Below are 17,380 nucleotides of genomic sequence, written 5' to 3'. Positions count from 1 at the left end.
ATTGACACGGAAAGTCATATCAGGTTGTAGGATGCCTGCCCTTGACCGTGCACATGGGCGCGCGCCACAGGAGCATGCGGGCAGGCGTCGTACAAACCCCGATGGAGGAAACCGCGGAGTGTCCCGGTGCGGCCGGAACCTGTATCGCTATGGGGATTGGAGCGGTCGCACGTGACGTCGGAATGACGGTGAGGTCAGGTGAACCGGGTTGATGTCGAGAGGATGCACGTTGGCGAAGGGGGCCGGCTGGTGTTTCTGGCGGTGCGCGGAGCGCGAAACCGCGCGATCCGGGCGAGGGGCGCAACCGTCCGCTATCGGGTCCCGTTGCCGGAGAGCCGACGGTCGGTCTGGACGTCTCGAAACACTCACACTCATGCTGCGGCTCGCTGTGCGGGTGGTGCGCGGATCGGTGCGCTGCGCTGCAGGATGTCGATGATGACCATCGGCGCGCCGCAGTGCCGGCAGATGAAGCGCGGCGGGAGATTGCCAGGTGGTGCATTGGCAGCGGCGGCCTGCGCGCCGGTGGCCGTGGCATGCAGCAGGCCGCGTATCTTCGCGAGATTGTGCCGCCGCACGGGATTGGCGAGCAGGCCATAGTGGCGGATGCGGTGGAAGCCGCTGGGCAGCACATGTAGCAGGAAGCGACGCATGAACTCATCCGCGCCCAGGGTCATGGTCTTGTAGCGGGTGCGCCCCTTCGCGCGATAGTCCTTCCAGCGGAAGGTGACCCCGCGTTCATCGAGCGCAACCAGCCGCTGGTTGGAGATGGCCACGCGATGCGTGTAGCGTGACAGGTAGGCGAGCACCGCCTCGGGTCCCGCGAACGGGCGCTTCGCATAGACCACCCACTCGCACACGCGTAGCGGCGCCAGCCACCGGGCGAAGACCGCGGGATCGGCGAGCGCGGCGTACTCGCCGAAGAAGCGCAACTGGCCGCGGCGATGCAGCGCCGCGAGTTCTTCCAGGAAGCGGCGCCGGAACGGCCGCGAGAGCACACGCACCGGCAGGAAGAAGCCGGGCCGGCAGGCGACCCACCGCTCGCCATCGGATGTCAGGCCGCCGCCGGAAACGATGCCATGTACATGCGGATGATGCGTGAGCGCCGAGCCCCAGGTGTGCAGCACCAGGGTTGCGCCGATCTGGGCGCCGAGATGTCGGGGATCGGCGGCAATGGTGCGCAGCGTGTCGGCGGCGATATCGAACAGCAGCCCGTAGAGCACCGCCTTGTTGTACCAGGCGATCGCACTGATCACGGCGGGCAGCGTGAAGACGACGTGGTAATACTCCCCGGGCAGCAGGTCGGCCTGACGTGCCTCGAGCCACCGGTGTGCGGCGCTCGCCTGGCACTTCGGGCAATGGCGATTCCGGCAGGAGTTATAGGCGATCTCGGTTCGTGAGCAGCCTGAACAGCGCAACACATGTCCACCCAGCGCCGCGCTGCGGCACTGTTCGATGGCCGACATGACCTTCAGCTGTCCCAGGCTTAGCTGTACAGTCTGTCGCCACGCTGGCCCGTGGACGCGGAAGATGTCCGCGACCTCCAGCACGGGGCGCTCCGCGCGGTGCAGGTCTAGTCGGAAGGCAGGCGGTCCAGCGGGCTGATGACCTGGCGTAGCAGGTCGGTGGCCACCTGGGCATAGAGTGCGGTGGTCTCGAGCTGCCGGTGCCCGAGCAGGACCTGGATCAGGCGGATATCGACCTTCTGTTCGAGCAGGTGAGTCGCAAAGCTGTGACGCAGCGTGTGCATGGACACGCGCTTGTCGATGTTCGCGGCCTCGGCGGCGGCATGGATGGCGCGGTTCAGTTGCCTCGGGGTCAGCGGGTCGACGGGATCCATCCCCGGGAACAGCCATCCGCCCTTGAGCATGCGACCCTGCGCGTGGGCCACGCGCCACCAGACACGCAGGCGTTCGAGCAGGACCGGCGAGAGCATCGCGTAGCGGTCGCGGCGGCCCTTGCCCTGCTCGATGCGCAGCGTCATGCGCTGGCTGTCAACGTCGCCGACCTTCAGCGCCACCACTTCACTGGCGCGCAGGCCGGTGCCGTAGGCGACCGACAGCGCGGTCTGGTGCTTCAGGTTGCCGCCGGCGGCGATCAGGCGGCCCACTTCGTCGGGGCTGAGCACGACCGGTAGCGTGCGGGGCACGCGCACCGGCTGCATCCTCGCCATCAGCTCGGGCTGGTGGAGCGTGATCTCGAAGAAGAACTTCAGTCCGGTGATGGCGGCATTCAGCGACACGGGCGAGATGCCGTGGTCGACCAGATGCAGCTGGTAGCGCCGCAGGTCCTCGACGGTGGCGGTGCCGGGCGGGCGCCCGAGGAACGCGGCGAACTGAAGGACCACGCGGACATAACCGGCTTGCGTCTTCGGTGCGAGCTTGCGCATGCGCATGTCGTCGATCATGCGCTGGCGCAGCGGACTGATATCCTGGCTGGTGTGAGTCATGGCTCTGCTCCCGTTGAACGACGAGGCGGATTGCCTCGCCCTTCAACATGAAAACAGAGTCGGTTTCCTCTCCGGGACCACTAACGTTGGCCGGAGCCCCTTACCGCGCGAGCGGTTTCGTCCTCCGAGTTCCAACGGTCATTTGCAAATTCGCAACTGCAACTCAGTTGGGTGTGTGCTTGCTGCGGCAAGCAGGTGAACAATTCAGCTAAAAAATGTCGGGCGGTCGAGACGTAGCTAGTAATGCCGCCCTGTGCAGCCAACGTTACCGATGCGTTTTCACTCTCATTTTTGGTATCGTTCGAGCACGATGATGCGGAGAATTTAAATGACCTATCGCTGGATACCCCTCTTTGGTCCCATAAGTGAAACAAGTCCGACAAGCCTTTCGTTCAACGGAGAGACTGTCCCGTATAAGGATCCCGTGACAGGCGAACAACTAGGCGACGGCGGTGTCGCAGCGCAAGCACTTTGCGACGCCGCGTTCAACGGCGGGAAAATTCGGGGCGTTGTTCGTTTCGCCACGCTGCACCCCAAGATGGGTGCCGGATTCACACTGGCGGCGAACCCTGCCACAGGTGCGCACCTCACGGTCATGTTGGGCATGGGTACATTCTGCTCCGTGCGTGCATGGACCCCCGGTGATCGGCAAAACGTGCAGGGTAGCCAAATTCCTAAATGGGTCGACTATCAATTGGTCGGTACTCAATCCAGCCTTCAGGCCAGACGTGATTACGAACTCGAAGTTAGAATGCGCGGTTCAAAAATTGAAGCCCAAGTTGACGGTGTTTCTTTGATAACTGCCGATATTAGGGAAACACTCACTAAACTCAGACCAGGAGTTTGGTTTCTCGGGCAAGGCGATATAACGATCAGCAATTTCGACGTTGCATCGGAGGTAAGGAGCGCGTTCGTCGTCATGGAGTTTAGCGAGACTTTCAATGACCTCTATACGCATGTGATCAAGCCGATCTGTGAGAACGCAGAGGTGGCGACGGTGCGTGCCGACGAACGGCATGGTCCCGGACAAATTCTGTCGGACATTGAGCAGCAGATCGCTGAATCAAGCATTGTCATCGCTGACGTTACGCCGGTAAATGCGAACGTCTTCTATGAAGTTGGCTATGCGCATGCGCTAAGGAAGCCGACAATCCTGCTAGCGCAGAAGGGCACGCGATTGCCTTTTGATATTTCGGGTTTCAGAACAATCTTTTACGACAACACGATTGAGGGGAAATCTCAAGTGGAAGACAGGTTGAAAAAGCATCTAGCTGAAATACTTGCCCGAACGGCATGAGCTTATCGAGGTGGTGGTAAAGTTTAGTCAAATGCTCGGCAAGTGAGATCGAGTAATAAGCGAGCATATGGCGGTCAACGTACGAACGTAGACATTTTGCCAATCGTGCAACAAAAAAAATCATGGGGCGAGTGTCCCCCAACTGAGCGAAGCGGACCTTCCAACGTTCGCAAAATTTTCGGGCCGAACGGCAGAGACTGGCCGGGCGCCGTCCGATGCGAATCGCATATTCGCGCTTTGCTCATCGAAGGTGATGGTCGGCAGCACGCGACCCGTAGCGGTCTTCAGAGTCCGCGCGGACTACATGGCCGCTAAGAAGGGGTAAGCGGACCTTCAAACAACCTGCCACACGCGTCCTTGAGTGCCAGGAGTGGCCGCACCGACACGTTCGCGCTGTCGCGACGCTACTGAAGGCCGCTCGAAAACGCTTTCACCGGTGTCGCTTTCATTTCGCGTCCAGCCTCACCGGCGGGGCTGACCGGAGCAGCGGATGTGGCTGGTTCAAACGGAGACACTGATTTCGTAACGGAGGCAATCTTATCGCGGACTACGGTTCGTGAAATAACCTGCCAGCCCCGGATCGAAGCGAACCGCCAAAACAGGATCCATTGCGCCCCGGAATCTTTCATTATGGTAATGGAAGATCACATTTTTAAGGACTCGGTAGCGCAGTGCCCACAAACGCCGTGACTCGCACATTGTCTTAGGCATGCAATAAAAACATAGTTTGTCTGTTTAGTCACATTCCGCCAGAGTTGCCGTGCTGGAATTTCGTTGAGTTTGTTACTAAGCTAATGAAGTCGGCAATTTGTACGCATAGGGAGTATTCAATGAACGCAAGGGTCCCCGATCTCCATTCCGATAATAAAAATATGCTATGGCTCGAAATAACTAATTTTTGCAATTTGCATTGCAGCCATTGCTATAACTCGTCTGGATCATCCGAACCCCTAAGTCCGGATGTTAGCGTTCGCCGGTATCATGAAATATTGGATGAAGCGAAAGCTATCGGATTCACGCGGGTTCAGTTCATTGGGGGCGAGCCGCTCTTCTACCCGCATCTCAAAGAGCTTCTGGACCATGCGCTGCATAGCGGCTTCGAGTTTATTGAGATTTTCTCAAATCTCACGACTGTGCCTTTGTGGTTTCTGGAGCCGAGGTATAGGGCCGTACGCGTTGCGACCTCGGTTTACAGTGACGATTCGGACGTTCACGACGTCATTACAGAGTCGAAACATAGTTTTAATAGGACGATCAGATCTATAAAGCACCTAATTTCACTCGGGACGATCCTGCGGGCTGGTTTTATTGAAATGAAACCTAATCGAGGGCATTTTGACCGGACGCGCGACTACCTGAAAAGCCTAGGCGTTTACGACATAGGTCTGGACGGAGTACGGGGGTTCGGTCGCGCTGATCATCAAGGTGAAAGGAACATAGCCGAACTCTGCGGCCAATGCTCGCGAGGCAATCTAAGCGTTGATGCTAAGGGCAATGTTTCAGCATGCATCATGTCGAAGCAGTGGATCTTTGGGAACATCGCCGAGACAGGCTTGCAGGAGCTGTTTTCCTCCCCAACCAGAGAGCAGTTCACCCGAGATTTAGAAGCGGAAATCGAGCGCCGCAAAGCTACTGCGCGAGTTCTCTGCAATCCATATGATCAGGGACAGTGCGCGCCACAGTGTGCTCCCGCTTGCTATCCCAGTCAGAATTGCAATCCCTGTTCTCCGTTGGCGTCTAACCCCTGCAATCCCAACGGACGCTGCGGCCCGTACTAATTCGCACGAGTTTCACCTTTTGTTGTTCACCACCGGCCGGCTCGCTGGTTGACGACGAAGGCGCTTGGCAGGAGAGGGATTTCGCGTTTCTATATGAGCCGTTAGCGAGCAAGCGATGTCGACCTTCGAACTGAGCTCGGACGAGGCGAACTTCTGTCGATCGATTGAAGACGCTGATGTCTTTACTATTGTAGTCGAGTGCGACGGGACCCCGAACAAGATCATTCGTGCAGAGGCTATTAGGCGTATCTTTTTCGGCATTCCGGTATGTTTCCCTGGCAAAGCAACTCCTCGTGTTGTAAAGCTACGAGCTCAGGGCATCCATCTCGCCAGAGCCCGTATAGAGGGAACGTTGTTTTTGGATGATATGGCAGGCCAGAATGGCATCCCGTCTCCCCCATTAGTGCTGCGGGGATGCGTCATTTCGATGCCAATTTATCTACGTCGTGCGCAACTCCAACACCTGTCGTTGTCAGACTGCAAGATTAAACAACTTGTCGCCGATGGCGCTCACATCTATGGGTCAGTGGTCTTGACGGGCCTCGGCTCAGTTGAAACTGCGGGCGAGTATTCTGGGGCGAATGACGAGGGGTGTTGCTGGGTTCTACTGCGCGGCACAACCATTGACGGGAGTGTGGCGGCGGGAGAGGCGCGACTCGTCGCCCCGCGCGCGAGGCGAGATTATCGTCGAGAGATTCAACCTGCTAACTACGCGATTGATTTATCCGAATCCAACATTTCGGGAGCGTTGCTCTTAACGCCTAATTTCACCGGGATTGGGGGCGTGTGTATTTCACGGGCGCGCATCGGTCAGAACTGTGTAGGGCAGGGTTCTGTGATCGCAGTAGAAGAGTCTGCATTCAATGCCCGTCGTGCAATGATTGGCGGAGAGGTAATACTCCGACCCGTAGATACCGTAGAGGGCTTTGTCATTCCCTTTAAGTCGGATGGCGACGTCGATTTTTCTGGCGCTAAGATTGACGGCAGTGTAGCGATGATGGGTGCCGAACTGACGGGTGCCTTCTCCGCGCGGGATTCAAAAATCGGGGCGAACGTCTACCTTTCCGTCTGGCAGGGAAGAAGTTCAACGCAGTCATTTAGCGCTAAGGGCGGTGTTTGGCTTGATAGAGTCGACATAGCCGGCAACCTCGAGTTGTATGGGGCCTCTGTGCATGAGATCGCGGCAACTGATGCTGATATAGGCGGCAGCGCTTCTCTCTGCGACTGGTTTGGCCGCGATGGCCCCCGCCGCTTCAACGCATCTGGTGCGGTCGGACTCTGGGGGGCCAAGATTGCGGGGAACCTCAATATGCATGGCGCATCCGTGAGGGCGTTAGCTGCGACCAATATCGAGGTGCGCGGCAGTGCATTTTTATGCGGATGGTCGTCTGGCAAGGACTCACTTTTCGCGTTCTCCGCGAGAAACGGGGTTGGACTTTGGAATGCAAAAATCGGCATTGATCTTGACATGCGAGGTGCTCTGGTCGACGAGACTACAGAGGCGACGGACCCGCGAGATTTGAGGGATCCCGCGATAGGTGGAATAGTTGCGGCGACGGGCGCCGAAGTCGGCGGTAACGTATTCTTCAGTGTTTTATGGGGCGGCGGGGCCGCGATCCTGTCGAGCGTCGCGGTAAAGAAAGTCTGGCTCGACGGAGCGAAAATCAGAGGCGACTTGGATATGCGCGGTGCAAATGTAGGAGGCGTCGCTGCGGAAAATGCCGAAATCGGTGGCGAAGCATTTTTTGGCGTTTGGCTTAACGAAAGCAGTCCATCTGTACAGTCCGTCGTCAAAGGACGCCTCTCGCTGCGTGGCGCTAGGATTACAAACTCACTTCACGTGTTCGACACACTCTTTGAATCTGAAAGCAAGCAGGCACGTGCAGAGGTCGACTTAAGAAATTTACATACAACGATCCTCGACGACGGGGATGGAATGGCCTGGGAGCAACGAGGAAGACGCCCTGTTTTGCGACTGGAGGGATTTGAATATAGCCGGCTTCAGCATAACCGCGAGGCGGAACCCGTCGAACAGTACGGCTGGCGGCGACACGTTCCGGATTCCTTTCGGATATTTGCTGCCAAGTGGCAACAAACCCTCCGTCGGGTCCCCGTAACCATTTGGGTAAGTATCTTCTATGCCGCTTCACTTCTCGCGATCCTGTCAGCACTCGGATATATACAGCGAATTCAGTCATCTTGGCTTTGCTTGGTGGCATTCCTCAGTCTTGTAGTCTGTCGTTTTGCAGAGGCAGATTTTCTAGGCCAATCTGCTTGGCAACGACGATTGGAGTGGCTTTCGCTTCAATACACTGACCCATCGATATGCCCAGCTTCCGCTGAATACACTCCGGATCCGTACGAAAGATTAACGGCAGTATTCCGTGCCGAAGGTTCTTTTGAAGACGCGCGACGGATAACTCAAAAACGGCTCGCGATCGAGCGTCACCTGAGAGTCTTTGTTCTGTTTCGCTGGATCGGGTGGCTTTATGAGGCTTGCTTTAATTCGGGCCTAGCGCCGGGACGGGCGTTGGCTACATTCACGGGCTGCATTATTTTTGGAACACTTGCCGTTAGCGTGGCTGACCATGGAGTCAACTCTTCCATGGTGCATCGCGTATCTCCAATGGTTGGGCGCTTCGTTGATACTTTATCGATTCCGATACCGTCTATCCGTCCAGTTCTTGTCGTGGAAACTACCACTGTTACGCCATACGCGTTGGTTTCAAATACTGCCGCTGCTAGCAAGCCGGCTTTCGGGCTTGGAACGCCGGAGAATGCATTATCTTCGGATCTACCGTGCGGCGATCAAATCGAACCCAGCCTATACGCCCTGGATATATTCGTGCCGGCTCTTGAAGTCCATCAAGAGAGCAAGTGCGGTATAAGCACCGAACCGGCAGCGATCTGGTGGAGAATTGGGAAGGCTGCCTATGCTGTGCTCGGGTGGATTGTCACGTCACTTACGGTACTTACAGTGTCAGGAGTATTGAGGCGACACCTAGAGGCGTGATTCCTTGCAGAAACCGCCTCTTCTGATGGCGTCGATTTTCGAGTGGGAGCTGCTAGCGGTGCAGCCGACGATCAAATGTCGGTGCGCTGGCGCGAGTGAAAGGCCGTTCGTGGCCGACAGTACGCGTTCACCCACCTCGCCGGAATGCTGCCTTTGAAGACTCCAACTTCAGCTTCGTGGAACGTCCACGGAACTGGTGCTCTCGGGGCAAAGCGGCCGGCTGAATGTCTGCCGGCACACGTTGACGAATGGCGGCAATGGCCGAGGACCCGCCTGATGCTAACGTAGACGTCACACCGACGGGATTGACGGCCATACAATGCAAACCAGCTGCAAACAACGACCTGCTCAGTTGCTTAACGGGTATGCTAGGCAGGCTACCGCAACATGTCTTTGAAGCGCTCCACCATAAATTAGTCAGAAAATCCCGCAACTGATTTTTTTAGTCATCGATGTCGTGCTTCCTTGCTGCACGCGCCCGAGAGAGGATGTAAAAGTCCGTAACTTTAGGAATTTGAAGGAAGTCTGCTACGCTGCGCGCTTCACCACCCTCGCATTGAAACGATGGAAAGCCCTTTCAACGATCGCGGCGTGTCGGTCACGCGCAACGCCCTCTCATCCGCAGGTCAGGTCTTCCCGCTGCGCGATATCGTCGACGTGCAGGTCGTGACCGTGCAGAAGAACAAGGTCGTGCCGCTCGTGATCTCGGTGGCCGGGCTGATCGGCGCAATCGTCGGGTGCGTGCTGCACTCGGCGTCGGGACTCGTATGCGGGGTGATGCTGATCGTGGTCGGTTGGCTTACCTGGGTGACCCAGGACATCACGCATCGGCTGATGGTCAAGACGGCCGACGGCGAGCGCGAAGCGCTGATGAGTACGGATCGCGAGTTCGTCGAACGCGTCGGCGAGGCAGTGCATCGGGCGAAGGCCGCGGCTGCCGCGCCGAAGGCTTGACGCGGGGCGACGATCGAACATGACGAAGCCGTGCGCGACAGATCAGCACCAGCCTCGCACGGCTTTCGATCTGCTTGCCCGCAAGCAACGACTACGTTGCCGTCATCTCGCGCTCAGTCGAGACTGAGCGGACTCACGCGCCAGATATTGCGCGCATACTCGCCGATCGTTCGATCCGACGAGAACTGCCCCATCCCCGCGACGTTCTCGATCGCGCTTTCGGCCCACGCGTGCTTGTCGACGAAACGCGCATCCACTTCGTTCTGCGCCTTCGCGAACGCGTCGAAATCGGCGAGCACCATATAGTGATCGCCCCAGTCGACCAGGGTGTGAAAGATATCCGAGAAGCGCAGCGGGTCGTCCGGCGAAAAGAAGCCCGTGCGAATCTGATCGAGCGCGGTGCGCAGCGCTTCGTTTTCCTCGTAAATCTGCCGCGGCCGATAGCCGCTTGCGCGCAGGTCGTCCACCTCGTCGGCGGAGTGACCGAAGATGAAGATGTTCTCGCGCCCCACCGCGTCGCAGATCTCGATGTTCGCGCCGTCCATCGTGCCGATCGTCAATGCGCCATTGAGCGCGAGCTTCATGTTGCCGGTGCCCGACGCCTCGGTGCCGGCCATCGAGATCTGCTCCGACAGATCGGCCGCCGGAATGATCAGCTCGGCCACGCTGACGCCGTAGTTCGGCACGAACACGACCTTCAGCCTGTCGCCGATCAGCGGATCATGATTGACCTTCTCGCTGACGTCGCCGATCAGCTTGATGATCGTCTTGGCCATCCGGTACGCGGACGCGGCTTTGCCCGCGAACAGCACGACGCGCGGCACCCAGTCGCGCTCCGGATTCGCGCGAATCTCGTTGTAGCGTACGATCACGTGCAGCAAGTTCAGCAACTGGCGCTTATATTCGTGAATGCGCTTGACCTGCAGATCGAACAGCGCGTCCGGATCGAAGTGCAGCTTCGTGTGATGTGCGAGCCGGTGCACGAGCCGCAGCTTGCTCTGTCGTTTGGCCTCGCGGAACGCTTCGACGAACTCGTCGTCCTTGCGCAGATTACGCAGCTGCTCGAGCTCGAACAGATTGCTGCGCCAGTGTGTGCCGATGCGCGCGTCGATCAGCGACGACAGCGACGGACTCGCCTGCGCGAGCCAGCGGCGCGGCGTGATGCCGTTGGTCACGTTGGTGAAGCGGTCCGGATAGATGCGCGCGAAGTCGGCGAAGATGTCGCGCGTCATCAGCTGCGAATGCAGCTTCGACACGCCGTTCACCTTGTGACTCGCGACGATCGCCAGATACGCCATGCGCACGCGCCGCTGCCCATATTCATCGACGAGCGAAATGCGGCGGATCATCTCGGCGTCGTGGCCCGAGTGCTCGCTGACGTGCTTTAGAAACTGCGCGTTGATTTCGAAGATGATCTCGAGATGCCGCGGCAGCAGGCGTGACAACATTTCGACATCCCATGTTTCGAGCGCCTCGGGCATCAGCGTGTGATTCGTGTACGAGAAGATCTGCGTCAAGTGTTTCCACGCCTTGTCCCACGGCACATGATGCTCGTCGACGAGCAGGCGCATCAGCTCGGGAATCGCGAGCACCGGGTGCGTGTCGTTCAGATGCACCGCGACCTTCTCCGAGAAGCGTCCGAACGTGCTGTGCGTGCGCTGATAGCGGCGGATCAGATCCTGCATCGTCGCCGACACGAAGAAGTACTCCTGGCGCAGCCGCAATTCGCGGCCGGCCGGCGTCGAATCGTCCGGATAGAGCAGCCGCGACACGTTCTCCGACATGTTCTTGGTGTCGACCGCGTTGCGGTAGTCGCCGCGGTTGAACGCGCCGAGGTCGAGTTCCTCGGTCGCGCGCGCGGACCATAGGCGCAGCGTGTTGGTCGCGTCGGTCGCGTAGCCGGGGATCACGGTGTCGTACGCGGTCGCGTTCACATGCTCGGTGTCGATCCATTCGGTCTTGTCGCCGCGCTGCACGGTGCGGCCACCGAAGTGCACCATGTACTTGATTTCGGGTCGCGGAAATTCCCATGGGTTGCCGGCGCGCAGCCAATAGTCGGGCGCCTCGACCTGCTCGCCGTTGACGATTTCCTGACGGAACATGCCGTACTGGTAACGGATGCCGTAGCCGAAGCCCGGAATGCCGAGCGTCGCCATCGAGTCGAGAAAGCACGCCGCGAGCCGGCCGAGACCGCCGTTGCCGAGCGCTGCGTCGGGTTCGAGATCGATCAGCGCGTCCATGTCGACGCCGAGGCTCGCGAGCGCCTCCTTCATCTGATCGTGAATGCCGAGCGCGAGTAGCGCGTTGGTAAAGGTCCTGCCGATCAGAAACTCCATCGACAGGTAGTAGACCCGCTTCACGTCCTGCTCGTATTGCAGGCGGGTAGTCTTCATCCAGCGTGCGACAAGCCGGTCGCGCACGGCCAGCGCGGCCGCGTGCAGCCAGTCGTGCGGGTGAGCGGTGACAGCGTCCTTGCCGACGCCGTACATCATGCGATTCGAAATTGAGCGCCGTAGCGCGTCGACGGTACTGTTGAGCTGGTCGAATTCCAGATCGACGGCTGTCATCGAAGCCTCCGGGAAGTTCGACATGGCAGACGCGAACCGCACGGGAGACGGACGGGAGGCGCGTGCCTGTCGGAGCGGTTTAAAAAAACAGAGTAGGACATTTTAGGGATCGCGCATACTGGCGCGCGAGCGGACGGTGGCGCATACGGCGTGCCCGGCGAACTCGCCCGCTGCCACGCGACCGAGCCGCGGCGGGCGCCCCGACGCGGTGCAAACCGCGTGGCAGCGGCACTCGGGGTGGGCGTCGGCGCGCGTGAGTCGGGTCACGAAAGCGGGTTGGGGAAGGCAAACGCCCGAAGCATCTGCGAGCCGCACATCGATTATTTTTCCGATGCGTGACGAGCGGATGAAGCCCCGAATAGCCTGATTTTGTGATCGAATCGGGCGGCCCGTTCTGCCGGGCGGTTCTGTCGTATTCGTGTTGGATTTGACACGGGGCGTGTACCGATTCGGAGATGGTGGGCCGGATTGGCGGTTAGTTGCGTTTCATTGAGATCATAGCGCCTCATCTTCTAGCCGCCTCCCGGTCCCTGCCCGCCTCCCTGCACGATCGTGCCGTCTCTGCAACAATCGCGACGTTGCGCCGCACAAGCCGCCACGCCGATCCCCCGTGGACCGACAGCGCGCGCCTCACCCACGACGAAACCGCCGCCCGAGCGCGTCGCCTCTCCGGAAGCGACCGACACCGGCATGCCCAACCCCGCGAGCCACGCCTTGTCCGATAAGCTCAGCCCCGCCGTCGGCGTCCCCACGCCGACTCTCCCCGCCGACGGCCCGATGTCGGCCGCCAACCGCCGCGCGATGGCCGCGATCATGCTCGCCGTCGCGCTCGCCACGCTCGATACCGCGATCGCCAACACCGCACTGCCCGCGATCGCCGGCGATCTGCACGCGGCGCCGGCCGCCTCGGTCTGGATCATCAACGCATATCAGCTCGCGATGGTCGCGACGCTGCTGCCGCTCGCCGCGCTCGGCGATATCGTCGGGCATCGGCGCATCTATATCGGCGGCATCGCGCTGTTCACGCTGAGCTCGCTCGGCTGCGCGATGGCGCCGACGCTGCCGCTGCTCGCCGCCGCGCGCATCGTGCAGGGCTTGGGCGCCAGCGCGATCATGAGCGTCAACACCGCGCTGATCCGCTATCTGTATCCGCCGCATCGGCTCGGTCGCGGGCTTGGCACCAATGCGCTGATCGTCGGCGTGTCGTTCGCGGTCGGGCCGACGGTGGCGTCGTTGATTCTGTCGGTCGCGACCTGGCCGTGGCTGTTCGCGGTCAACGTGCCGCTCGGTGTACTCGCGCTGAGCTTCGCGATGCCGGCGCTGCCGCATACCGCGCAGAGCCGGCACCCGCTCGATCCGGTGGCGGCGCTGCTCAACGTGGTCACGTTCGCCGCGCTGATCTTCGCACTCGGCGAGGCGGCGCAACGCGCGTCGCTGCAGATCGTGCTCAGCGCCGCGGCGCTCGCCGGCGTGTTCGGGCTGCTGCTGATCCGCCGCGAGGCGGGCCACCCCGCGCCGATGCTGCCTGTCGATCTGTTCAAGCGGCCGGTGTTCGCGCTGTCGGCGGTGACGGCCGTGTGCTCGTTCGCCGCGCAGGGCCTCGCGTTCGTGTCGCTGCCGTTCTATTTCGAGGACGTGCTGCTGCGCAGCCAGGTCGAAACCGGCTTCCTGATGACGCCGTGGCCCGTCGTGGTCGCGCTCGCCGCGCCGCTCGCGGGCGGCCTGTCGGACCGCTACCCGCCGGGGCTGCTCGGCGCGATCGGGCTCGCGGTGCTGTCGGCGGGGATGGCCTCGCTGGCGATGCTGCCCGCCCATCCGCACGTGCTCGACATCGGCATCCGTATGGCGATCTGCGGCGCGGGTTTCGGCTTTTTCCAGTCGCCGAACCTGAAGGCGCTGATGGCGAGCGCGCCGCCGGAGCGCAGCGGCGGCGCGAGCGGCATCGTGGCGACCGCGCGGCTGCTCGGACAGGCGACCGGCGCGGCGCTGGTCGCGCTGTGCTTCGGCATTGCCGGCCGCCAGCATGGGCCGACGCTCGCGCTCGGCCTCGGCGCGTTCTTCGCCGCCGCGGCGAGCCTGGCGAGCGGCTTGCGGCTGCTCGCGCCGTCGCATCGCGCGGGCGTGCAGGCGAAGGCGGCGGTCAAGTGAGATATGCGCCGGACGGCGCGTGAGGCGGGGATGAAGCCTGAATGAAGCGCGCCTCGAACGAGCGCGCACGAGTTGGAGCCAGTGCGGGAAGACGAGGCGGCAACCACGCGAGCCGCCTCGCTTCCGACCCATGCGGCGCGATCAACGTGCCGCGAAATACCCCTTCACCGCGGCAATGAACGTGTCGATATCGTCGCGCGACACGTCCATGTGCGTGACGAAGCGCGACGCATACAGCATCTGCGTGAGGATGCCGCGCTCCTTGAGCCACGCCTCGAGCGGCGCGCAATGCTGCTGCGGAAACTGCGCGAACACCATGTTCGTCGCGACCGACTGCACCTTCACCTGCTCGATCGTCTCCAGCCCCGCCGCCAGATGCGCGGCATTTGCGTGGTCGTCGGCGAGCCGCTCGACGTTGTGATCGAGCGCGTACAGGCACGCCGCCGCGAGCACGCCAGCCTGGCGCATGCCGCCGCCGAGCACCTTGCGCCAGCGATGCGCGACGTCGATCAGCGCGCGGCCGCCGACCAGCACCGAGCCGACCGGCGCGCCCAGTCCCTTCGAAAAACAGATCGACACCGAATCGAACGGCTCGGCCAGCGCCGCGACCGGCTTGCCCGACGCGACCGCGGCGTTGAACACGCGCGCGCCGTCGAGGTGGGTCGCGAGGCCGCGCTCGCGCGCGAGCTGCGTCGCATCGGCGACGTACTGCGCCGGCAGCACCTTGCCGCCGATCGTGTTTTCCAGCGCGAGCAGCCGTGTGCGCGCGAAGTGATCGTCGATCGGCTTGATTGCGGCGGCGATTTTGTCGAGTGGGATCGAGCCGTCGGCGGCGTTTTCGAGCGGTTGGGGCTGGATGCTGCCGAGCACGGCCGCGCCGCCGCCCTCGTATTTGTAGGTGTGCGCGAGCTGGCCGACGATGTATTCGTCGCCGCGCGCGCAGTGCGCCATCAACGCGGCGAGGTTGCTTTGCGTGCCGCTCGGGAAGAACAGCCCCGCTTCCTTGCCGGTGCGCTCGGCCAGCGTTGCCTGCAGACGCAGGACGGTGGGGTCGTCGCCCCAGACGTCGTCGCCGACTTCGGCCGCCGACATCGCCGCGAGCATCGGCGGAGTCGGACGGGTAACGGTATCGCTGCGCAAATCGATCATTGTGTGTCCCTGTGCGTCCATGAATGACAGCCTACGGCAACCGGCCGCCCGTGCATTCCGGAAGGAACGCGCGCGCCGGCAAACGAGCCATACAGTGTATTCAATTCAGACGACGCTGAAAATCGGCGCATCCCCGAGAAGCGCGCCGATCCGGCTGCGATGCGCCAACAGTCGCGACGGGAAGCTCAGCCGCCAGGCTTCGGCAACCACTGGAGCGGATCGACCGGCTGGCCGTTCTCGCGCACTTCGAACTGGATCGACGCGACGCCGCGGCTATCGACACCGACCTCGCCGATCGTCTGCCCTTGCGCCACCGCATCGCCTTCCTTGACGAGTAGCTGGCTGTTCTGGCCGTACGCGGTGATCAGCGAATCGTTGTGCTTGATGATGATGAGCGGGCCGTAGGCTTCGATGCCGGTGCCCGCGTAAACCACGCGGCCGGTCGCCGCGGCCTTGACCGGATCACCGGGTTGGCCGCCGATCACGATGCCGTTGGATTTGCCCGGCGCGAACGCGCGCAGGATCGGTCCGCGCAATGGCCATTGCAGCACGCCCTGCTGTGGCACGGCGGCAGGGGCCGGCGCACCGGGTACGGCGCCCGGCGGCACGTTCGCCGTTGCGCCCGGCGCGGCTGGCGCACCCGGCGCCACCGCGACCGGCGGCGTGACCACGCTGCCCGAGGCCATTGGCGGTGAAACGCGCAGCACCTGGCCGGGCGCGACCGCCGCGTTGACCGGCAAGCCGTTCCAGGCCGCGATTTCCTGCGGCCTTCGTCCATAGGCCGAAGCGATGCCGGACAGCGTATCGCCCGGATTGACGCGATAGTAGCCGGCGGGCACCGGGACGGTCGCGAGGCTGGTCGTGCTCGACGGCGCGTTGCTGTAGAACGGCGTGCTTTCCCACGGCATCGTCGTGCAGCCGGCGATCGCCACGCCGAGCGCCGCCGCCATCAGCAGGCGGATCGCCGTCGGTTGCCATTGTTGTGTCATCTGATTTTCCTCGACGTGTGTCTCAATCCAATTCAATCGACGCCGTAGCAATTGCCGTGCCGTCACGCTTGCACACGGTCGCGGCTGTCCGCTGGCGCCTGGATATCGTGCGCGACCGCCACACGCGCGCCGTCAAACTGCCGTGTTCTTCAGACGCTGCCCTGCTTTTCGACGACGAGCACGCGTGCCGCGCCGAGCGGATGCGCGACATGCTCGATGCCGACCGACGCATGGAACACGTCGCCGGTTTCGAGCACTGTCGTGCGTTCGACGCCGTCTTCGCGATAGCGCATTTCGACGCGGCCGTCGAGCACGGCGAATACCTCCTCGCCGTCGTTCACGTGCCACTTGTACGGCTGGTCGGTCCAATGCAGACGCGTGGTGACGCCGTTCATGTTCGCGATGTCGAGCGCGCCCCAGGCACGCGACGCGGTGAAGCTTCTGCTGCGGATGATCTTCATGGTCGATGAGCAATTGGCAAGCGCGCAAGCCCGGCGGACGGCGCCGTGCGCCTACGGCGTCGGCGCTCGCGCGGCTGGCCCTATTATAGGTCGCGTGGCCCGCGCGTCTGGGCGAGCAAGCCGCCACGGTCGTTCCGTCCGATCATTGCAGGCGATCGACCATCGCCTATACTCAGTCAAGCCGCGCGGAGCAGCTCACGACAATGTTGGGATTCTGGGAGGAATCGAGGATGAACAAAGCCACCTTTCTGGCCGTGCAACTCAACGTCGACGATGTGGCGGCGTCTGCCGGCCTCGTCGAACTGCTGAACACGCATCTGATCTTCGCCGCCGACGTCGCCGAGGCCGCCGATGCACTCGTGCAACTGGCGAGCATCGCGGGACTGTCGAGCGGGGTCGAGGCGAGCGTCGAGCTGCCTGCGGTGGCGCTCGAACGGCTGCGCGAGGCGCTCGACAACCTGAGCGACTACGACGAATCGTGGCTGCTCGCGCTGGAGCCGAGCCGCGCGCTGTTCGATGACATCGGCCGGCGGCAGCGAACGCTGCATTGACGGGAACGTCGCAGCACGGCGCCGTAA

At 61.7% G+C, this 17,380-nt stretch carries 12 protein-coding genes; 6 read left to right on the top strand and 6 right to left on the bottom strand.

Annotated features, from left to right (window positions below; all coding sequences use genetic code 11):
- Window positions 1–371: 371 nt before the first annotated feature.
- The gene (locus OKW29_RS21245) at window positions 372–1,568 is read right to left on the bottom strand and encodes an IS91 family transposase (RefSeq protein ID WP_429292545.1); all 1,197 of its coding nucleotides are present in this window, start codon (window positions 1,566–1,568) and stop codon (window positions 372–374) included.
- Window positions 1,569–1,570: 2 nt separating this feature from the next.
- On the bottom strand, window positions 1,571–2,446 hold the full coding sequence (locus OKW29_RS21240) for a tyrosine-type recombinase/integrase (RefSeq protein WP_429292420.1): 876 nt from the start codon (window positions 2,444–2,446) through the stop codon (window positions 1,571–1,573).
- A 328-nt stretch (window positions 2,447–2,774) separates the two neighbouring features.
- On the opposite strand from OKW29_RS21240, the gene OKW29_RS21235 reads away from it, so the two are divergent.
- The 4 genes from OKW29_RS21235 to OKW29_RS21220 all read left to right on the top strand — a co-directional run bounded on the left by OKW29_RS21235 (window position 2,775) and on the right by OKW29_RS21220 (window position 9,488).
- Window positions 2,775–3,743, top strand: coding sequence for a hypothetical protein (locus OKW29_RS21235; RefSeq protein ID WP_429292419.1), 969 nt, complete (start codon window positions 2,775–2,777; stop codon window positions 3,741–3,743).
- 794 nt (window positions 3,744–4,537) lie between these two features.
- Window positions 4,538–5,521 (top strand): radical SAM/SPASM domain-containing protein, encoded by a 984-nt coding sequence (locus tag OKW29_RS21230; RefSeq protein ID WP_429292418.1) that lies wholly within the window; start codon window positions 4,538–4,540, stop codon window positions 5,519–5,521.
- A 115-nt stretch (window positions 5,522–5,636) separates the two neighbouring features.
- Entirely contained in the window at window positions 5,637–8,534 is a 2,898-nt protein-coding gene (locus OKW29_RS21225; RefSeq protein WP_429292417.1) for a hypothetical protein, read from the top strand.
- 564 nt (window positions 8,535–9,098) lie between these two features.
- Window positions 9,099–9,488, top strand: coding sequence for a DUF6232 family protein (locus OKW29_RS21220; protein ID WP_429292416.1), 390 nt, complete (start codon window positions 9,099–9,101; stop codon window positions 9,486–9,488).
- A gap of 113 nt (window positions 9,489–9,601) precedes the next feature.
- On the opposite strand, the gene OKW29_RS21215 is transcribed toward OKW29_RS21220, so the two are convergent.
- Complete coding sequence (locus OKW29_RS21215) at window positions 9,602–12,055, bottom strand: glycogen/starch/alpha-glucan phosphorylase (RefSeq protein WP_187628453.1); 2,454 nt, start codon at window positions 12,053–12,055, stop codon at window positions 9,602–9,604.
- A gap of 777 nt (window positions 12,056–12,832) precedes the next feature.
- Here OKW29_RS21215 and OKW29_RS21210 point away from each other — a divergent pair.
- Window positions 12,833–14,203 (top strand): MFS transporter, encoded by a 1,371-nt coding sequence (locus tag OKW29_RS21210; protein WP_184037324.1) that lies wholly within the window; start codon window positions 12,833–12,835, stop codon window positions 14,201–14,203.
- A gap of 141 nt (window positions 14,204–14,344) precedes the next feature.
- On the opposite strand, the gene ltaE is transcribed toward OKW29_RS21210, so the two are convergent.
- From ltaE to OKW29_RS21195, 3 genes are all read right to left on the bottom strand, one after another.
- Complete coding sequence (gene ltaE, locus OKW29_RS21205) at window positions 14,345–15,352, bottom strand: low-specificity L-threonine aldolase (RefSeq protein WP_429292415.1); 1,008 nt, start codon at window positions 15,350–15,352, stop codon at window positions 14,345–14,347.
- 185 nt (window positions 15,353–15,537) lie between these two features.
- Window positions 15,538–16,341: a peptidoglycan DD-metalloendopeptidase family protein gene (locus OKW29_RS21200; protein ID WP_184037114.1), complete on the bottom strand. Its 804-nt coding sequence runs from the start codon at window positions 16,339–16,341 to the stop codon at window positions 15,538–15,540.
- Between the two features lie 149 nt (window positions 16,342–16,490).
- Complete coding sequence (locus tag OKW29_RS21195) at window positions 16,491–16,802, bottom strand: cupin domain-containing protein (protein ID WP_429292414.1); 312 nt, start codon at window positions 16,800–16,802, stop codon at window positions 16,491–16,493.
- Between the two features lie 230 nt (window positions 16,803–17,032).
- Between OKW29_RS21195 and OKW29_RS21190 the strand changes: the two genes are divergently transcribed.
- Entirely contained in the window at window positions 17,033–17,353 is a 321-nt protein-coding gene (locus OKW29_RS21190; RefSeq protein ID WP_184037119.1) for a hypothetical protein, read from the top strand.
- Window positions 17,354–17,380: the final 27 nt, after the last annotated feature.

The organism is Paraburkholderia sp. CI3 (assembly GCF_050436505.1).
Taxonomy (GTDB): domain Bacteria; phylum Pseudomonadota; class Gammaproteobacteria; order Burkholderiales; family Burkholderiaceae; genus Paraburkholderia; species Paraburkholderia tuberum.
The sequence above is the reverse complement of the archived record's forward strand: the minus strand, read 5'-3'. Positions and strand labels throughout refer to the sequence as shown.